The organism is Streptomyces sp. 3N207 (assembly GCF_052246355.1).
Lineage (GTDB): Bacteria > Actinomycetota > Actinomycetes > Streptomycetales > Streptomycetaceae > Streptomyces.
The window spans coordinates 51,568-65,412 of record NZ_JBQQBV010000022.1 but is presented as its reverse complement, the minus strand read 5'-3'; the positions used below and the strand labels follow the sequence as shown (position 1 = coordinate 65,412).

Genomic DNA, 13,845 nt, shown 5'->3' with positions numbered 1-13,845 from the left:
TCAGTGAGTGAGTGATTCCTCGCTCGTCCGGTCCGCGAGCCACCGCAGTGCGGCCTCCGAGGGGGAGCCGGGCTCGACGGTGTAGGTGCACAGCGTCTGCTGGGGGTCGACAGCGAGCTGGAACGTCTCATAGGTCAGCTCCAGCTCGCCCACCTGCGGGTGGCGGATGCGCTTGCGGCCTGCGAGCTTTTCGCGCACCTGCTGGTCCTCCCACCGTGCGCGGAACTCGGCACTGGAGTCGAGCAACTGCGTCAGCACCCCTTTGACCCGCGGGTGGCACGGGTAGCGCGCGCATTCGGAGCGCAGGGCTGCCACCGTCTCGGCGGCAACGGTGTCCCAGTCGGGGTGCAGAGCACGGCTGTCGGGGTGGAGGAAGACCAGCAGCGGGGCGTTGCGCTGCTGCGGCGGCAGGGCTTCCAGGTCGAAGGCGATGCAGGCGCCCAGCGCGTTCCAGGCCAGGTAGTCGATACCGGGGCCGTGGACGGAGGCGGGCACATACGGTCCCATGGCGTCCAGCAGTTGCTGGATCTCGGGCCGTACGACGGGCCGGGCCTGCGCGCTGTCGGCAAACCTGGGTTCGGCGAGGTTGCGCAGATAGGTGTGCTCGTCGTCGGTCAGCCGCAGGGCACGCGCCAGCCCGTCGAGCACCGGGTCCGAGATGCCCTGTGCGCGGCCCTGCTCGATGCGGATGTAGTAGTCGACGCTGATGCCCGCGAGCTGGGCGACCTCCTCGCGGCGGAGCCCGGGTACGCGGCGCCGGTTGTGGATGGGTGGCAGCCCCAGTTCCTCCGGGTCGAGCGCTGCCCTGCGGGACTTGAGGAAAGCGCCGATCTCCAGCGTCTCCTTCTTCTCCGTGGCTGTCATACGTCCAGTATCCGCCGAGGGTGGTACTGCCGGACCCAGGCTGGGCTTGATCTGGCTGGGGTCTGCGGCCTGGGCGAGGCTTGCCAGGAACCCGAACACAGGGGACTCGACAAGCAGACGCGACAAACAGGAGTGCAACTGTGCAACGGCGCATTCTCGGCGGTACGGGCATCTCGGTCAGTGACCACGCCCTCGGCGCCATGATGCTGGGTACCGCCAACACCGACCAGGACGACTGCGTCCGCATCATCCACCGTGCTCTCGACAGCGGCATCAATCTCGTGGACACCGCCGACATCTACGGCAACGGCGCCAGTGAGGAGGTCGTCGGCCGGGCCCTCAAGGGCCGCAGGGACGAGGTCGTCCTGGCCACCAAGGGCCACCTGCCGATGGGGGACGAGCCCAACCACAGCGGCAACAGCCGCCGCTGGCTGACCCGCGCGCTGGACGACAGCCTGCGTCGGCTGGGCACCGACCATGTGGACCTCTACCAGCTGCACCGCCCGGACCCGCACACCGACATCGAGGAGACCCTGGGCGCACTGTCGGACTTCGTCCGCGCGGGCAAGGTGCGCGCTGTCGGCACCTCCACGTTCCCCGCCGAGCTCCAGGTGGAGGCGCAGTGGGCGGCACAGCGGGGCGGTCACGTCCGGCCGCGTACCGAGCAGCCGCCGTACTCGATCCTGGCGCGCGGTGCCGAGGCCGCGCTGCTGCCGACCGCGCAGCGCTACGGGCTCGGCGTGCTGGTGTGGGGGCCGCTGTCCGGCGGCTGGCTGTCGGGACGTATCCGCTCGGCCGACGACATCGATCTGAGCGCGGGCCGTACGGCCATCGAGCGGCACAAGTTCGATGTGAGCCGACCGGCCAACGCGCGGAAACTGGAGGCGGTGCACGCGCTGGCCGAGCTGGCGGAGGAGGCGGGGATCGAGCTGCGGCACATGGCCACCGCGTTCGTCCGCACCCATCCGGCTGTCACCTCGGTGCTGCTGGGGCCGCGCACGAGGGAGCACCTGGAGACGCTGCTGCCGGGCACCGAGGTGACGCTGAGCGCGGATGTGCTGGACCGGATCGACGAGATCGTGCCGCCGGGCACGGATCTGAACCCTGAGGACAGCTACTACACACCGCCCGCACTGGCGGACGCGGCGCTGCGGCGGCGCTGAACTGCTCGCGAGGCCAGTGGGGGTGTGCCGCGGATTTGTTCACGGTTCCAGTGGTTGCGCCGACCGTCCGCGTGTGACGATCGTACGCCTGACCGACCGCGGGGGCGGTCGGCCACCGAACAGCCCTGGAGACACTCACGATGCGCACACACCGGGCAGCCGTCTGCCTTGCCGCCGCGACCCTGCTGCTGGTCGCGGGCTGCTCCGACAGCGGGGACGACAGCGACGCGGCCGGTGGCGGCTCCTCCCGCTCTCAGGCCGCTCCCGAGGAGCGGGATTCCCGCGTCACCGTCGAGCTGCGGGTCACCGGCGACTCGCCCGCCAGCCTCTACATCCCCGGTGTCAAGTACCAGGCCGGTGACGATCCCGGCGGCGACCACGACCTCGACCTGGACAGCGTCAAGACCCCGTGGTCGAAGAAGTTCAAGATCGAGCCGGGCAGGTCGCTCTCGCTCCAGGTCGCCTCCAAGGAGCCGAAGAAGGAGATCGGCTGCCAGATCATTGTCGACGGCAAGATCAAGGCCGAGGAGTTGAAGAAGAACAAGCCCGGCTACACCCTCAACACCACGTGCACCACCACGTCGTGACCGCCGCTGCGGGCTGCCCGGCGCTCACCTCGTACTGACGGTCTCCGTGTCGCGTCCCGAGCGCAGGACCTTGCCCGGCACGGCGCCGGTGACCTTGTCGTCGCGGATGGTCTCCACGCCGTTGACCCACACGCCGACGACTCCGACAGCGCGCGAGTCGAGCCGGGGGCTGTCGCCGGGCAGGTCGTGGACGAGGGTCGCCTGGCCCGCGTCGATCCGTTCGGGGTCGAAGAGCACCAGATCGGCGTGCCAGCCCTCGCGCACCTGACCGCGCTCGCGCAGTCCGAACAGCCGGGCCGGTTCGTCGGTGAGCAGCTGCACGGCGCGCTCCAGGCCGACCAGCTTCCGGCCGCGCAGACAGTCACCCAGAAAGCGCGTCGTGTAGGGCGCTCCGCACATGCGGTCCAGATGGGCGCCCGCGTCCGAGCCGCCCAGCATGACGTCCTCGTGCTCCCAGGTCTGCCTGCGCAGTTCCCAGCTCGCCGGGTCGTTGTCGGTGGGCATCGGCCACAGCACCGTACGCAGCTCGTCGTTGGCGCAGATGTCCACCAGGCAGCCGAAGGGGTCCTGGCCACGCTCGGCAGCGATGTCGGCCACGACGCGGCCCGTCAGCCCTTCGTTGGCGGCCGAGTAGGTGTCGCCGATGACGTACCTGTCGAAGCGTGCCAGTCGGCGGAAGACGCCCGCCTCCTTGCTGTCCGCGCGGCGCAGCATCTCGGCGCGTACGCCGGTGTCGCGCAGTTTTGCGAGACGTTCGGGTACGGGCAGCCCGAGCACGTCACCCCATCCGGGGATGAGGTTGAGCGCGCAGAAGGTGCCCAGCGACATGTTCATGGGGGTGAGGATGGGCATGGTGAGCGCCACGACACGGCCGCCCTGCTTACGGGCGTGCTCGCCGGCGGCCAGCTGCCGTGGCACCCGTTCGGGTACGGCGGCGTCGATGGTGAGCACGTTCCAGTTGAGCGGCCGTCCGGCAGCCGCCGACATCCGGGCGAGCAGATCGATCTCGTCGTCGGAGAACTGGTCGAGGCAGCCGGCGACGATGGCCTCGAGCTGGGTGCCCTCGTGGTCGGCGACGGCGCGGGAGAGCGCCAGCAGTTCCTCCGGCCCGGCGTGCCGGGAGGCGACGGGGTTGCCGTCGCCGTCGGAGTGGGTGGACGACTGGGTCGTGGACAGCCCCCAGGCGCCCGCCTCCATCGCCTCGTGGAGGAGCCGCAGCATCTGCTCGAGCTGCGCCTCGTCGGGCTGTCCTCCGATGGCGTCCTGGCCCATCACATGCCGCCGCAGCGCGCAGTGGCCCACCATGAAGCCCGCGTTGACCGCCGTACGGCCCTCCAGCGCGTCCAGATAATCGCCGAAGGAGTGCCAGTTCCAAGGGGCACCCTCCTCCAGGGCGACCAGGGACATGCCCTCCACTTTGGACATCATCCGCCGTGTGTAGTCGGCGTCCTGAGGGCGCTCGGGGTTGAGCGGCGCCAGGGTGAAGCCGCAGTTGCCGCCCGCGACCGTGGTGACGCCGTGGTTCATGGAGGGCGTCGCGTACGGGTCCCAGAACAGCTGCGCGTCGTAGTGGGTGTGCGGGTCGACGAATCCGGGGGCGAGGATCAGCCCGGCGGCGTTCTGGCTGCTTCGGGCCTCCTCGCGGAGCGTTCCGGGCTCGGCGACACAGGCGATCCGGCCGTCCCGGATGCCGATGTCGGCCCGGTAGGAGGGCGCCCCGGTGCCGTCGACGACGGTGGCGCCCGTGATGAGGTGGTCAAGCATGCTGCGGGTCCTCCTTCGGTCGTCCTGCCGTCTCCGCCGCGGCGCCGGGCACGGGCGGTTCAGCTGTCGCGCGCCGAGTGGGGTGTCAGCCATTGCGCGCCGGGTGGTGTGTCAGCCGTTGCGGGCCCCGTCGCGGAAGCGGGTGGTGCGGTGCACCGGGTCGGTGTCGATCTGCGGGATCACATGCGCACCGATGAGCTTGATCGTGTTCATGGTGTCCTCGTACGGGATCCCGATGGGCAGTCCGAAGGAGAGCTGGTCGGCGCCGGCCTGCTCCCAGCGCTTGCACTGCCGCAGCACCTCTTCGGGGTTGCCGCAGATCATCAGCTCCTCGGCGATCAGCAGCTCGACGACTTCCTCGGTGTAGTCCGGGATCAGTTCCGGCCACTGCGGGATGCCCTCCGGCCGGGGGAAGGTGTCGTGGTAGCGGAAGAGGAGCGACTGCAGATAGTTGAGGCCGCCGTGCACGGCGATCTGCTTGGCCTTCTCCGTCGTCTCGGCGCAGATGGCGGTGGAGGTCACCATGACGTTGTCGTTGACGTAGCCGCCGATGGGCCGGGCGTCCTTGACGGCACCCTTGTAGGACTCGACGACCCACTCCATGTCGGAGACCTTCTGCACGCTGAACCCGAGCACCCCCAGCCCCTTCTCCGCTGCCATCGCGTACGACGAGGGGGAGCCGGCCGCGTACCACATCGCCGGGTGTGAGCCGCCATAGGGCTTGGGAAGGATCTTGCGTGGGGGCAACGACCAGTGCTCCCCCTGAAACCCCTGGTACTCGTCCTGAAGCCACATCTTGGGGAACTCGGCGATCGTCTCCTCCCAGATCTCCTTGGTGTGGTTCATATCGGTGACACCCGGCAGGAACCCGAGGATCTCGTGGGAGCCGGCGCCCCGTCCGGAGCCGAACTCGAAACGGCCGCCGGAGAGGTGGTCGAGCATGGCGACCTTCTCCGCCACCTTCACCGGGTGGTTGACCTGCGGCAACGGGTTGAAGATGCCGGAGCCGAGGTGGATGCGGTCGGTGGCGTGTGCGAGGTAGCCGAGGAAGACGTCGTTGGCCGACAGATGGCTGTACTCCTCCAGGAAGTGGTGCTCGGAGGCCCAGGCGTACTTGAAGCCGGACTTGTCCGCCTGGATGACGTACTCGGTCTCCTCGACCAGTGCCTTGTGCTCGGCCTCCGGATCGGCCTGGGCCCGCGCGGCGGGCACGTACCCCTGAACAAAGAGCCCGAACTCCACGGTGTCATCTCCTTGGGCGAAGCTTTTCTGACGCTCCGTCAGATAGCGATGCGTCCGACTCTGGCACCGCGGGGTGGGGCCGTCAATACGGCGGAGGACCCCCTGCGGACATGGGTGGGCCCCTCCGCGCGCACGGAGGGGCCGGCGCTCAGAGTGAAGGGAAAGTGAAGAAGTGATCACGAAATGCTGTAGGACTTGCGAAGTCTTCCTGGCGGAAATCGGCCCCCCTCCCGGCGTACCGGCGCCACCGTTCCACAAGCGAAGGAGCAAACTCCTAGGCTGCCGTCCGGAAAGGTGGAGCTCAGAGCACCGAGACTCCCGCCAGCCAGCCGCCGTCGATGACGAACGGCTGGCCCGTGACGTACGAGGAGTCCGCACAGCTGAGAAAGAGGGCCAGCCGCGCCACCTCCTCCGGGCTGCCCATCCGGCCCTGCGGAATGAGTTTGGCGTAGAAGGCTGCCGTGCTGCTGACGGCTTCTGAGTCGGCGGCGTCGAGCCGGAGGCCGCTCTCCGCCGCCTGCGCGGGGTTCGTCATCGGGGTGTCGATCGCGCCGGGGCACATGGCGTTGACGCGGACGCCGCGGCCCGCGAGCTCCATCGAAGCGACGCGGGTCATGCCGACGATCGCGGCCTTGGTCGCCGCGTAGGCGGTGAGAAAGGCCATGCCCGTCATGGCGGCGTAGGAGGCCGTGTTGACGATGGTGCCGCCGCCCGCCCGCTCGATGCGCGGGGCGAGGGTCTTCATGCCGAGGAAGCAGCCGGTCTGGTTGACGTCGACCACCTCGCGGAACTCGGCAACGGGTGTCGCCGTGAGCTCGTTGAAACGGAGGATGCCGGCGTTGTTGATGAGGCCGTCAACCTTGCCGAAGGCTCGCTCGGCGGTGTCTGCCGCGGTCTGCCAGTCAGCCTCGTCGCGTACGTCCAGATGTACGTAGCGGGCCTGCTCCGGGCCCAGTTCGGCCGCCACGCGTTCGCCCTCGTCGTCCAGTACGTCGCCGAGCAGCACTTGGCAGCCCTCGGCGGCGAACAGCCTGGCCTCCTCCGCGCCTTGGCCACGGGCGGCTCCGCTGATCAGGATCACCCTGCCGTCCAGCTTCCCCATCGCTGCCTCCTCGTTCCTGTACGGCGCCCCCTTGCGGAGCCGCCACCTCTCGTCGGACCCCGTGTCTGCCCCGCTACTCCTTGCGGAGAAGGGGGGGTGGGAGCTACGCCTCGGCCAGCTGCGGGGCGACCTGCTCCGCGAACAGTGCGAGCTGGTCGAGGAGCTCGCCGGGCGACCTGGCGCGGAAGCGCAGTTGCAGTTGGGTGACGCCCATGGCGCGGTAGGGGCGGAGGGCCTCGGCGATCGAGGCGGGCGAACCATGACAGGTGCGGCGTCCCACATCCCAGGTGGGGCTGCCCACATAGAGGGGCTCGGCGATGGCGCCGAAGGTGAAGGGGGACTCCGCCAGTCCGGACGACTCCCGGAGCCGGCGGATGCGCTCGATCTTGGCCGGCAGAGCTTCGCGGGAGTCGCCCTGGGGGAGCCAGCCGTCGCCGCGCAGGGCGGCGCGGCGTACCGCGGGGGGCGAGGAGCCGCCGACCCACACCGGCGGCCGGGGCCGTTGTGCCGGGCGCGGTTGCTGCCCCAGATCGGCGAAGGCGAAGCGGTCGCCCGTGAAGGCGGGGAACTCCTCTTCCCCCAGGGCGGTCTTCAGCGCGTCGATCGTCTCGTCCAGTACCGGTCCCCGCGCCCCGAAATCCGCGCCGAGAGCTTCGAATTCCTCACGTACGTGCCCGGCACCGACCCCCAGGACGAGCCTGCCGCCGGAGAGATGGTCGAGCGTGGCGTACTGCTTGGCGCTCGCCAAGGGATGCCGCAGGCCGACGACGGCGACATGGCTGAGCAGCGCCACGCGTTCGGTGGCGGCGGCCAGGAAGGAGAGCGTGGCCACGGGGTCGTACCACACGGTGCTCATAGTGCCGGCCAGCCTCCGCGGCACGGCGACGTGTTCGCAGCAGCCGATGTAGGCGTAGCCGTGCTGATCGGCGGCGCGGGCCACAGCCAGCAGCTCGGCCGGCCCGGCGGCGGCCTCCCAGGGCTCGGCGTAGAGGGTGCTCTGTGACTGGACCGGCAGCTGGATTCCGTAGGCCAGCCGTCCGGGAGGGAAAGTCAGCACCCGGCCATGCTGGTACCTGACGCCTCGTCAGGCAAGGGTGCGGGCGGGCCGACCCGCCGCCCGGCCCGGGTGCGGGCCCGGTCGAGGTGGCGACCCCGACGGCGGGCCAGGTGGCGAACCCATGGCGGCCCCGAGGGCGGACCAAGTGGCGAACCCCACGCATACCGCCCGGTTGAGCGTCGATCAGAAGTGCTAGCCTCTGCGCCGCGCACCAGCGCATTTGCTGTCGGCAACCAGGAGTGCGGATTCCGCATCCGGCTGCGCGCACAGCGCCACTGAGGGAACATGGCAGGTACTGCTGTTTTCTGATCAGTTCGCGCCCAGTTCGTGATCAGTCCGCGGACTGGCCCGGCCCGCACGACAATCCAATCGCTCAAGGACGCCGATGACCGAGATACCGGTGGCACTGACCGTCATCCTGTCCGTGGGGACGGCGGCCGCCGTGGCACTCGCCCTCCTGCTGGCGCGTTCGGCGCGGGAGACGAAGCGGCTGCGGCAGCGCTCCGCCACCGCCGAGAAGGATCTGCAGGAAGCCCGGCACCACCAGGCGGCCCTCGCCCGGCGCGCCCAGGCGACAGAGGCCGAGGTCCGGCATCTGGCGGGCGCCCGCATCCCGGATGTGACCGCGGCACTCGCCCATCCCAACGTCCCCGTACGCGGGCTGCTCGACCCCACCTTCCAGGGCACCGAGCTGGACCGCGCGCTGACCACGGTGATGGAACAGGTCAGCGACGCCGTCACCAAGGAGCGGCTGCGCGTGGACGGCGCCGCGCAGGCATCCATGCGCGGTGCGACGACCACCATCCAGGCGTTGCTCTACCAGTTGCAGACGCGGTTGCAGACGATGCAGGAACGCTACGACGACCCGTTCGTGGCCGAGGATCTGCTGGCCGCGGACTTCCTCAACGAGCAGGCGCTGCGCCGTATCCAGTCCACCGCGATCGTCTGCGGCGCCTGGCCCGGGCTGACCCGGCAGAACTCGCACCTGGGCGACATCGTCGTCGGCGCGATGTCCCGGCTCAGCGGCTACGAGCGCGTCCAGGTCACCAACCAGCTGCGCGACCCGATAGGCGTGGTGGCGCGAGCCGTGGAGCCCGCCGCCGTGGTGCTCACCGAGCTGCTCGCCAACGCGCTGCACTACTCGCACCCCGAGCTCCCCGTGGCCGTCACCATCCAGCAGGGCAACCGCGGCGCCTCGGTGATCATCGACGATGCCGGTGTCGGCATGCATGCCGAGGAGATGGACCGCGCCCAGCGGATGATGGCGGGCCAGGACAACGTGCTGCTGACCGAGCTGGGTGACCCGCCCAAGACGGGCTTCGCCACGGTCGGGCAGCTCGCCAGGCAGTACGGCTTCACCGCGTCCGTCGAGGTCTCCCCGTACGGCGGTGTACGGGCCATCGTGCACGTCCCCGGCGACCCGCTGCTGACGCTGCTCGACGAGGAGGAGCAGCCGATGTCCCCCATGGCCCCGGTGCCGCGCTCCGGCACGAGTGCCGCATCGGCCTCGGGGCTGCCCGGACAGCCCGCCGCCCAGCGCCCGGCCCAGCCCGAGCCCGAGCACACCGCGACGGTCCAGCTCGGCCCCGACTCGGGCCGCACGGCCTCGCGCACGCGGCCCTTCAGCCCGACGCAGGGCCGGACCACGGACCAGCCGCAGGGGCAGCCGCAGCCGTCCGAGGACGACCTGCCGCGGCGCCGGCGCCGTCGGCCGGTACCGCCGTCGGCACCGGGCGCCCCGGCGGACGAGGCGATGCCCGATGCCGCGCCGGCCGGGCACCATGCGCAGGCGCAGCAGGCGCCTGCCGAGCCGCAGACGTCGCCGGAGGAGAGTGCGGAGCGCTGGGCCGCCTTCCAGCGCGGCACCAACTCGGGCCGCGCGGCAGTCGACGAGGCCGTCGATACGGGGGCATCGCCCCAGGCGGCGTCCGCGGCATGGAGCCCGACCCCCGCTCACGGCAGCGCGCTCCCCGACGCCCCCCACGCAGATCCTCGTTCCTCTGAAGGGAATCCGCAGGAATGACAATCCCGACACGCCGGTCACTCCGGGACGACACCTCCTGGGTGCTGGGCCCCCTCCTGGAGCTCCCGCACGTCATCCACGCGGCCGTCATCTCCGGCGACGGCCTCATCGAGGGGCGCTCGCCCAACCTGGAACGGGACGCGGCAGAGGGTGTGGCCGCGATGCTCTCCGCGCTCCAGGGCGCCGCGCGTACCACCACGGCGGCGTTCGCCGGTACGTACGAGGCACGGCTGCGGCAGACCGTGGTGGAGTCCGACCACGGCTGGGTCTTCGCGATCCCCGCGGGTGAGAACACCACGCTGGCTGTTTTCGCAGGCCCCGACGTGAACATGGGCGTGGTCACCCACCAGATGCAGGTACAGGTCGCGTCGCTGGGAGCGAAGACCATGAGCACCCCGGCGAGGAACGACACGGCGATATGACTCCGCCGCCCCGTGACGGCAGGCGCCTGGTGCCTGCGTATCTGGCGACGACCGGACGAGCCCGGCCCAGCCGCAACACGCTCGACCGCCTCACCGTGCTGCACGGCGCGGTGGATCCCTCGACGGCCTCCGGGCTCCGCCCGGAGGAGATCCGGCTGTTGGAGCTGCTGCGCGGTGGCGCGCTGTCGCTCGCCGAGACCGCCGCGCATCTGCGGCTTCCGGTCAGTGTGGTCAAGGTCCTGGTGGCCGACCTGGTGGACGCGGGCCGTCTGATGGCCCGCGCCCCGATCCCCGACGCCGAACTGCCGGAGCGGCAGATTCTGGAGAAAGTTCTCAATGGACTCCGCACTCTCAAGTCCTCCTAGTCCGGACGCCCCGTCGGGCTCCGGGGCGCAAGGCGGCTCCATGTATCTGGACGACAAGCCGCAGACGCTGGTCAAGTTGCTGGTCGCGGGGCCGTTCGGGGTGGGCAAGACCACCTTCATCCGCTCGCTGTCCGAGACGCAGCCGCTGCACACCGAGGAGGTGATGACGCGGACCGGTGCGCTGGTGGACGATCTGGCCGGGGTACGCGACAAGACCACCACCACGGTCGCCATCGACTTCGGGCGGCTGACGCTGCCGGGTGATCTGGTGCTGTACATGTTCGGCACCCCGGGGCAGCGCCGGTTCCGCCCGCTGTGGCAGGACATCGCGCGGGGCGCGCTGGGCGCCCTGGTGCTGGCGGACACCCGTCGCCTCGCCGACTCCTTCGAGGTGATGGACATGATCGAGGAGGCGGGGCTGCGGTACGCGGTGGCCGTCAACTCCTTCCCGGACTCCCCGCAGCACCACCCGGACACCCTGCGGGACCACCTCGATCTGGAGCCGGACACCCCGCTCGTGGTGTGCGACGCGCGCGACCGCGACCAGTCCGCCGACGCGCTGATCGCGCTCGTCGGCCATGTCCTCGAAGCCCTCGACCAGCAACAGCAGCAACAGCAGCCCAGCCAGCCGCAGTCCCAGGAGCCCTCTTGAGCACCGCCCCAGCGCCGGGTACCCAGCCCTCCGGCCAGATGCCGCCGCCGCTGTCCCGGCCGAAGCACGAGGTCACCCCGCTGTACGGGGAGGAGTTCGCGGCCGACCCGTACGCCGTCTACGAGCGGCTGCGCAAATACGGCGCCGTCGCCCCGGTGGAGATCGCACCCGGGGTGGGCGCGATGCTGGTGATCGACTACCGCGCCGCGCTGGATCTGCTGCACGACCCGGCCACCTGGTCGAAGGACTCCAGCATCTGGCTGGACAGCGTGCCGGAGGACTCGGCCGTGATGCCGATGCTGCGGGGACGGCCCAACGCGCTGTTCACCGACGGTGAGACGCACGCCAGGTACCGGAAGGTCATCTCCGACAGCTTCGCGCGGCTGGAGCCGCACACGATCCGTCAGATGGTGCGGGAGGTCGCCGACTCGCTGATCGCGAGCTTCGCGCAGGACGGCGAGGCGGACCTGGTCGGCCAGTTCGCGCGGGTGCTGCCGCTGCTCGTCTTCAACCGGGCCTTCGGGCTGCCCGACGAGAGCAGCGAGCTGCTGATCCAGGGCATCGCCGGGATGTTCGACAGCAAGACGCCCGAGGACGCGGCAGCCGCCGATGCCGCCTACACCCGCTACATCACCGAACTGACCCAGCTCAAGCAGCGGGAACGCGGCCAGGACCTGACGTCCTGGCTGATCGACCACCCCGCGCAGCTGAGCGCCGAAGAGGTCGTTCACCAGATCGTGGTGATGCTGGGCGCCAGCTACGAGCCGCTGTCCAACCTGATCGGCAACGCGCTCAGCCGGATGCTCGTCGACGACCGCTATTACGGCAACCTCTCCGGCGGCGCGCTGACGGCCCGTGACGCGCTGCACGACGTGCTGCGCAACGAGCCGCCGATGGCCAACTACTCGGCGCACTACCCCCGCCGGGACGTCTACTTCCACGGTGTCTGGATGCGTGCCGGCCAGCTCGTGCTGGTCTCCTACGCAGCGGCCTCCACCCAGAGCGGACGCGCCGCGCCGGGTGAGAGCACGGGCGCCGCAGGGTCCGGAGGCGGCGCGCACCTGGCATGGGCCGCGGGCCCGCACGCCTGCCCCGTCCAGCAGCCCGCCCTGCTGATCGCCACGACCGCGATCGAACGGCTCACCGCCTGGCTGTCCGACATCGAGCTGTCGGTTCCCTACGGCCAACTGGACTGGCGGCCCGGCCCCTTCCAGCGTGGACTGGTCTCGCTGCCCGCCCGGTTCAGCCCCGTCAGCCCCGACACCGCAGGAGGAACCCCGTGGAAGCGCAACAGCAGCGGACCGTCCGCATAGACCCGTTAGGCCGGGACATCCACGGCGAGGCCGAGCGGATCCGCGGACGGGGGGCGCACGCCACACTGGTCGAGCTGCCCGCCGGGGTCCACGCCTGGTACGTCAGCGAGTTCGACGTGCTCAAGCAGCTGCTGCGGGATCCGCGGGTCTCCAAGGACCCCCGGCAGCACTGGCCGCCCTGGCAGCGCGGCGAGTTCCGCGACAGCTGGCTGCTCACCTGGCTGGACCGGGAGAACATGCTGTGCTCCTACGGGGAGGACCACAAGCGGCTCCGGAAGCTGGTCGCGCCCGCGTTCACCGCACGGCGTACGGCCGCCATGCTGCCCCGTGTGGAGCGGATCACCGCGGAGCTGCTGGACGCGATGGAGCGGGAGATCAAGCTGGCGGAGGTCACCACCGGTGCTCTGCAGCTGGATCTGCGCTCCTCCTTCGCCCATCCGCTGCCGATGAACGTCATCTGCGAGCTGTTCGGCGTACCGGAGGACCAGCGGCCCGAGATGAAGCGGCTGATGGACCTGATCATGGACACCACGCTGACGGCCGAACAGGCCGGACAGACGGCGGTGGACATGATGGCGGCCTTCACCGCGCTGGCCGAGGCCAGGCGCGCCGAGCCGGGCGAGGACCTGACCAGCGTGCTGGTCTCGACCCGGGACGACGAGGGTGACGCGCTCTCCGAGAAGGAGCTGCTGGACACCCTGCTGCTGATGATCGGCGCGGGGCACGAGACCACCGTCAACCTCATCGGCAACGCGGTGCACGCCCTGCTCACCCACCCCGACCAGCTCCAACTGGTGCGGGAGGGCGCTGCGTCCTGGGACGACGTGATCGAGGAGACCCTGCGCTGGGCGCCCAGCATCGCCAACCTGCCGCTGCGCTTCGCCGTCGAGGACATCGAACTGCCGGACGGCACCACCATCCGGCAGGGTGACGCGATCCTCTCCACGATCGCCTCGGCCAACCGCGACCCGGCCAAGTACGGCGACCGCGCCGCCGAGTTCGACATCCTGCGGCCCGGCGGCGAACACCTGGCATTCGGGCACGGGGTGCACTTCTGCATGGGCGCCCCGCTGGCCCGGATGGAGGCGCGTACCGCACTGCCCGCACTCTTCGACCGCTTCCCGAAGCTGTCGCTGGCGGTGCCCCAGGAGAAGCTGGCACAGGTCCCCTCGGCCATCGCCTTCGGTTACGCGACGCTGCCGGTGCGGCCGCTGGGCTGAGCGGCAGCCTTGAGCCGGAGGCGGAGGGGAGCGGACGGGCCAAAGGACAGGGACAAGCAACCCCTCCCCAC

General features: G+C 70.5%; 13 protein-coding genes. 8 read left to right on the top strand and 5 right to left on the bottom strand.

Features of this window, described 5'->3' with window-relative positions:
* The gene (locus tag ACTWP9_RS28355) at positions 1-864 is read right to left on the bottom strand and encodes a helix-turn-helix domain-containing protein (protein WP_443249143.1); all 864 of its coding nucleotides are present in this window, start codon (positions 862-864) and stop codon (positions 1-3) included.
* 140 nt (positions 865-1,004) lie between these two features.
* On the opposite strand from ACTWP9_RS28355, the gene ACTWP9_RS28350 reads away from it, so the two are divergent.
* Together ACTWP9_RS28350 and ACTWP9_RS28345 are read left to right on the top strand one after the other, a co-directional pair.
* Positions 1,005-2,027: an aldo/keto reductase gene (locus ACTWP9_RS28350; RefSeq protein ID WP_443249142.1), complete on the top strand. Its 1,023-nt coding sequence runs from the start codon at positions 1,005-1,007 to the stop codon at positions 2,025-2,027.
* A gap of 140 nt (positions 2,028-2,167) precedes the next feature.
* Positions 2,168-2,614 carry an MmpS family transport accessory protein gene (locus ACTWP9_RS28345; RefSeq protein ID WP_443249141.1) on the top strand — a complete coding sequence of 149 codons (447 nt, stop codon included), beginning with the start codon at positions 2,168-2,170 and terminating at the stop codon, positions 2,612-2,614.
* 24 nt (positions 2,615-2,638) lie between these two features.
* Here ACTWP9_RS28345 and ACTWP9_RS28340 read toward each other — a convergent pair whose 3' ends face one another.
* From ACTWP9_RS28340 to ACTWP9_RS28325, 4 genes are all read right to left on the bottom strand, one after another.
* A complete protein-coding gene (locus ACTWP9_RS28340; RefSeq protein ID WP_443249140.1) occupies positions 2,639-4,471 on the bottom strand; it encodes an N-acyl-D-amino-acid deacylase family protein in 1,833 nt (610 codons plus the stop codon).
* 18 nt (positions 4,472-4,489) lie between these two features.
* Complete coding sequence (locus ACTWP9_RS28335) at positions 4,490-5,620, bottom strand: LLM class flavin-dependent oxidoreductase (RefSeq protein ID WP_443249139.1); 1,131 nt, start codon at positions 5,618-5,620, stop codon at positions 4,490-4,492.
* 301 nt (positions 5,621-5,921) lie between these two features.
* Positions 5,922-6,722: an SDR family NAD(P)-dependent oxidoreductase gene (locus tag ACTWP9_RS28330; RefSeq protein WP_443249138.1), complete on the bottom strand. Its 801-nt coding sequence runs from the start codon at positions 6,720-6,722 to the stop codon at positions 5,922-5,924.
* A 103-nt stretch (positions 6,723-6,825) separates the two neighbouring features.
* Entirely contained in the window at positions 6,826-7,779 is a 954-nt protein-coding gene (locus ACTWP9_RS28325) for a TIGR03619 family F420-dependent LLM class oxidoreductase (protein ID WP_443249137.1), read from the bottom strand.
* Positions 7,780-8,164: 385 nt separating this feature from the next.
* Here ACTWP9_RS28325 and ACTWP9_RS28320 point away from each other — a divergent pair, with 385 nt between their 5' ends.
* The 6 genes from ACTWP9_RS28320 to ACTWP9_RS28295 are packed head-to-tail and all read left to right on the top strand — an operon-like array spanning position 8,165 to position 13,774.
* Positions 8,165-9,802: an ATP-binding protein gene (locus ACTWP9_RS28320; protein WP_443249136.1), complete on the top strand. Its 1,638-nt coding sequence runs from the start codon at positions 8,165-8,167 to the stop codon at positions 9,800-9,802.
* Complete coding sequence (locus tag ACTWP9_RS28315; RefSeq protein ID WP_443249135.1) at positions 9,799-10,224, top strand: roadblock/LC7 domain-containing protein; 426 nt, start codon at positions 9,799-9,801, stop codon at positions 10,222-10,224. Before ACTWP9_RS28320 ends, ACTWP9_RS28315 begins: the two co-directional genes overlap by 4 nt.
* Entirely contained in the window at positions 10,221-10,589 is a 369-nt protein-coding gene (locus tag ACTWP9_RS28310) for a DUF742 domain-containing protein (protein ID WP_443249134.1), read from the top strand. Before ACTWP9_RS28315 ends, ACTWP9_RS28310 begins: the two co-directional genes overlap by 4 nt.
* A 40-nt stretch (positions 10,590-10,629) precedes the next feature.
* Positions 10,630-11,241: a GTP-binding protein gene (locus ACTWP9_RS28305; RefSeq protein WP_443249133.1), complete on the top strand. Its 612-nt coding sequence runs from the start codon at positions 10,630-10,632 to the stop codon at positions 11,239-11,241.
* Positions 11,238-12,554, top strand: coding sequence for a cytochrome P450 (locus ACTWP9_RS28300; RefSeq protein WP_443249132.1), 1,317 nt, complete (start codon positions 11,238-11,240; stop codon positions 12,552-12,554). Before ACTWP9_RS28305 ends, ACTWP9_RS28300 begins: the two co-directional genes overlap by 4 nt.
* Positions 12,521-13,774 (top strand): cytochrome P450 family protein, encoded by a 1,254-nt coding sequence (locus tag ACTWP9_RS28295; RefSeq protein WP_443249131.1) that lies wholly within the window; start codon positions 12,521-12,523, stop codon positions 13,772-13,774. Before ACTWP9_RS28300 ends, ACTWP9_RS28295 begins: the two co-directional genes overlap by 34 nt.
* Positions 13,775-13,845: the final 71 nt, after the last annotated feature.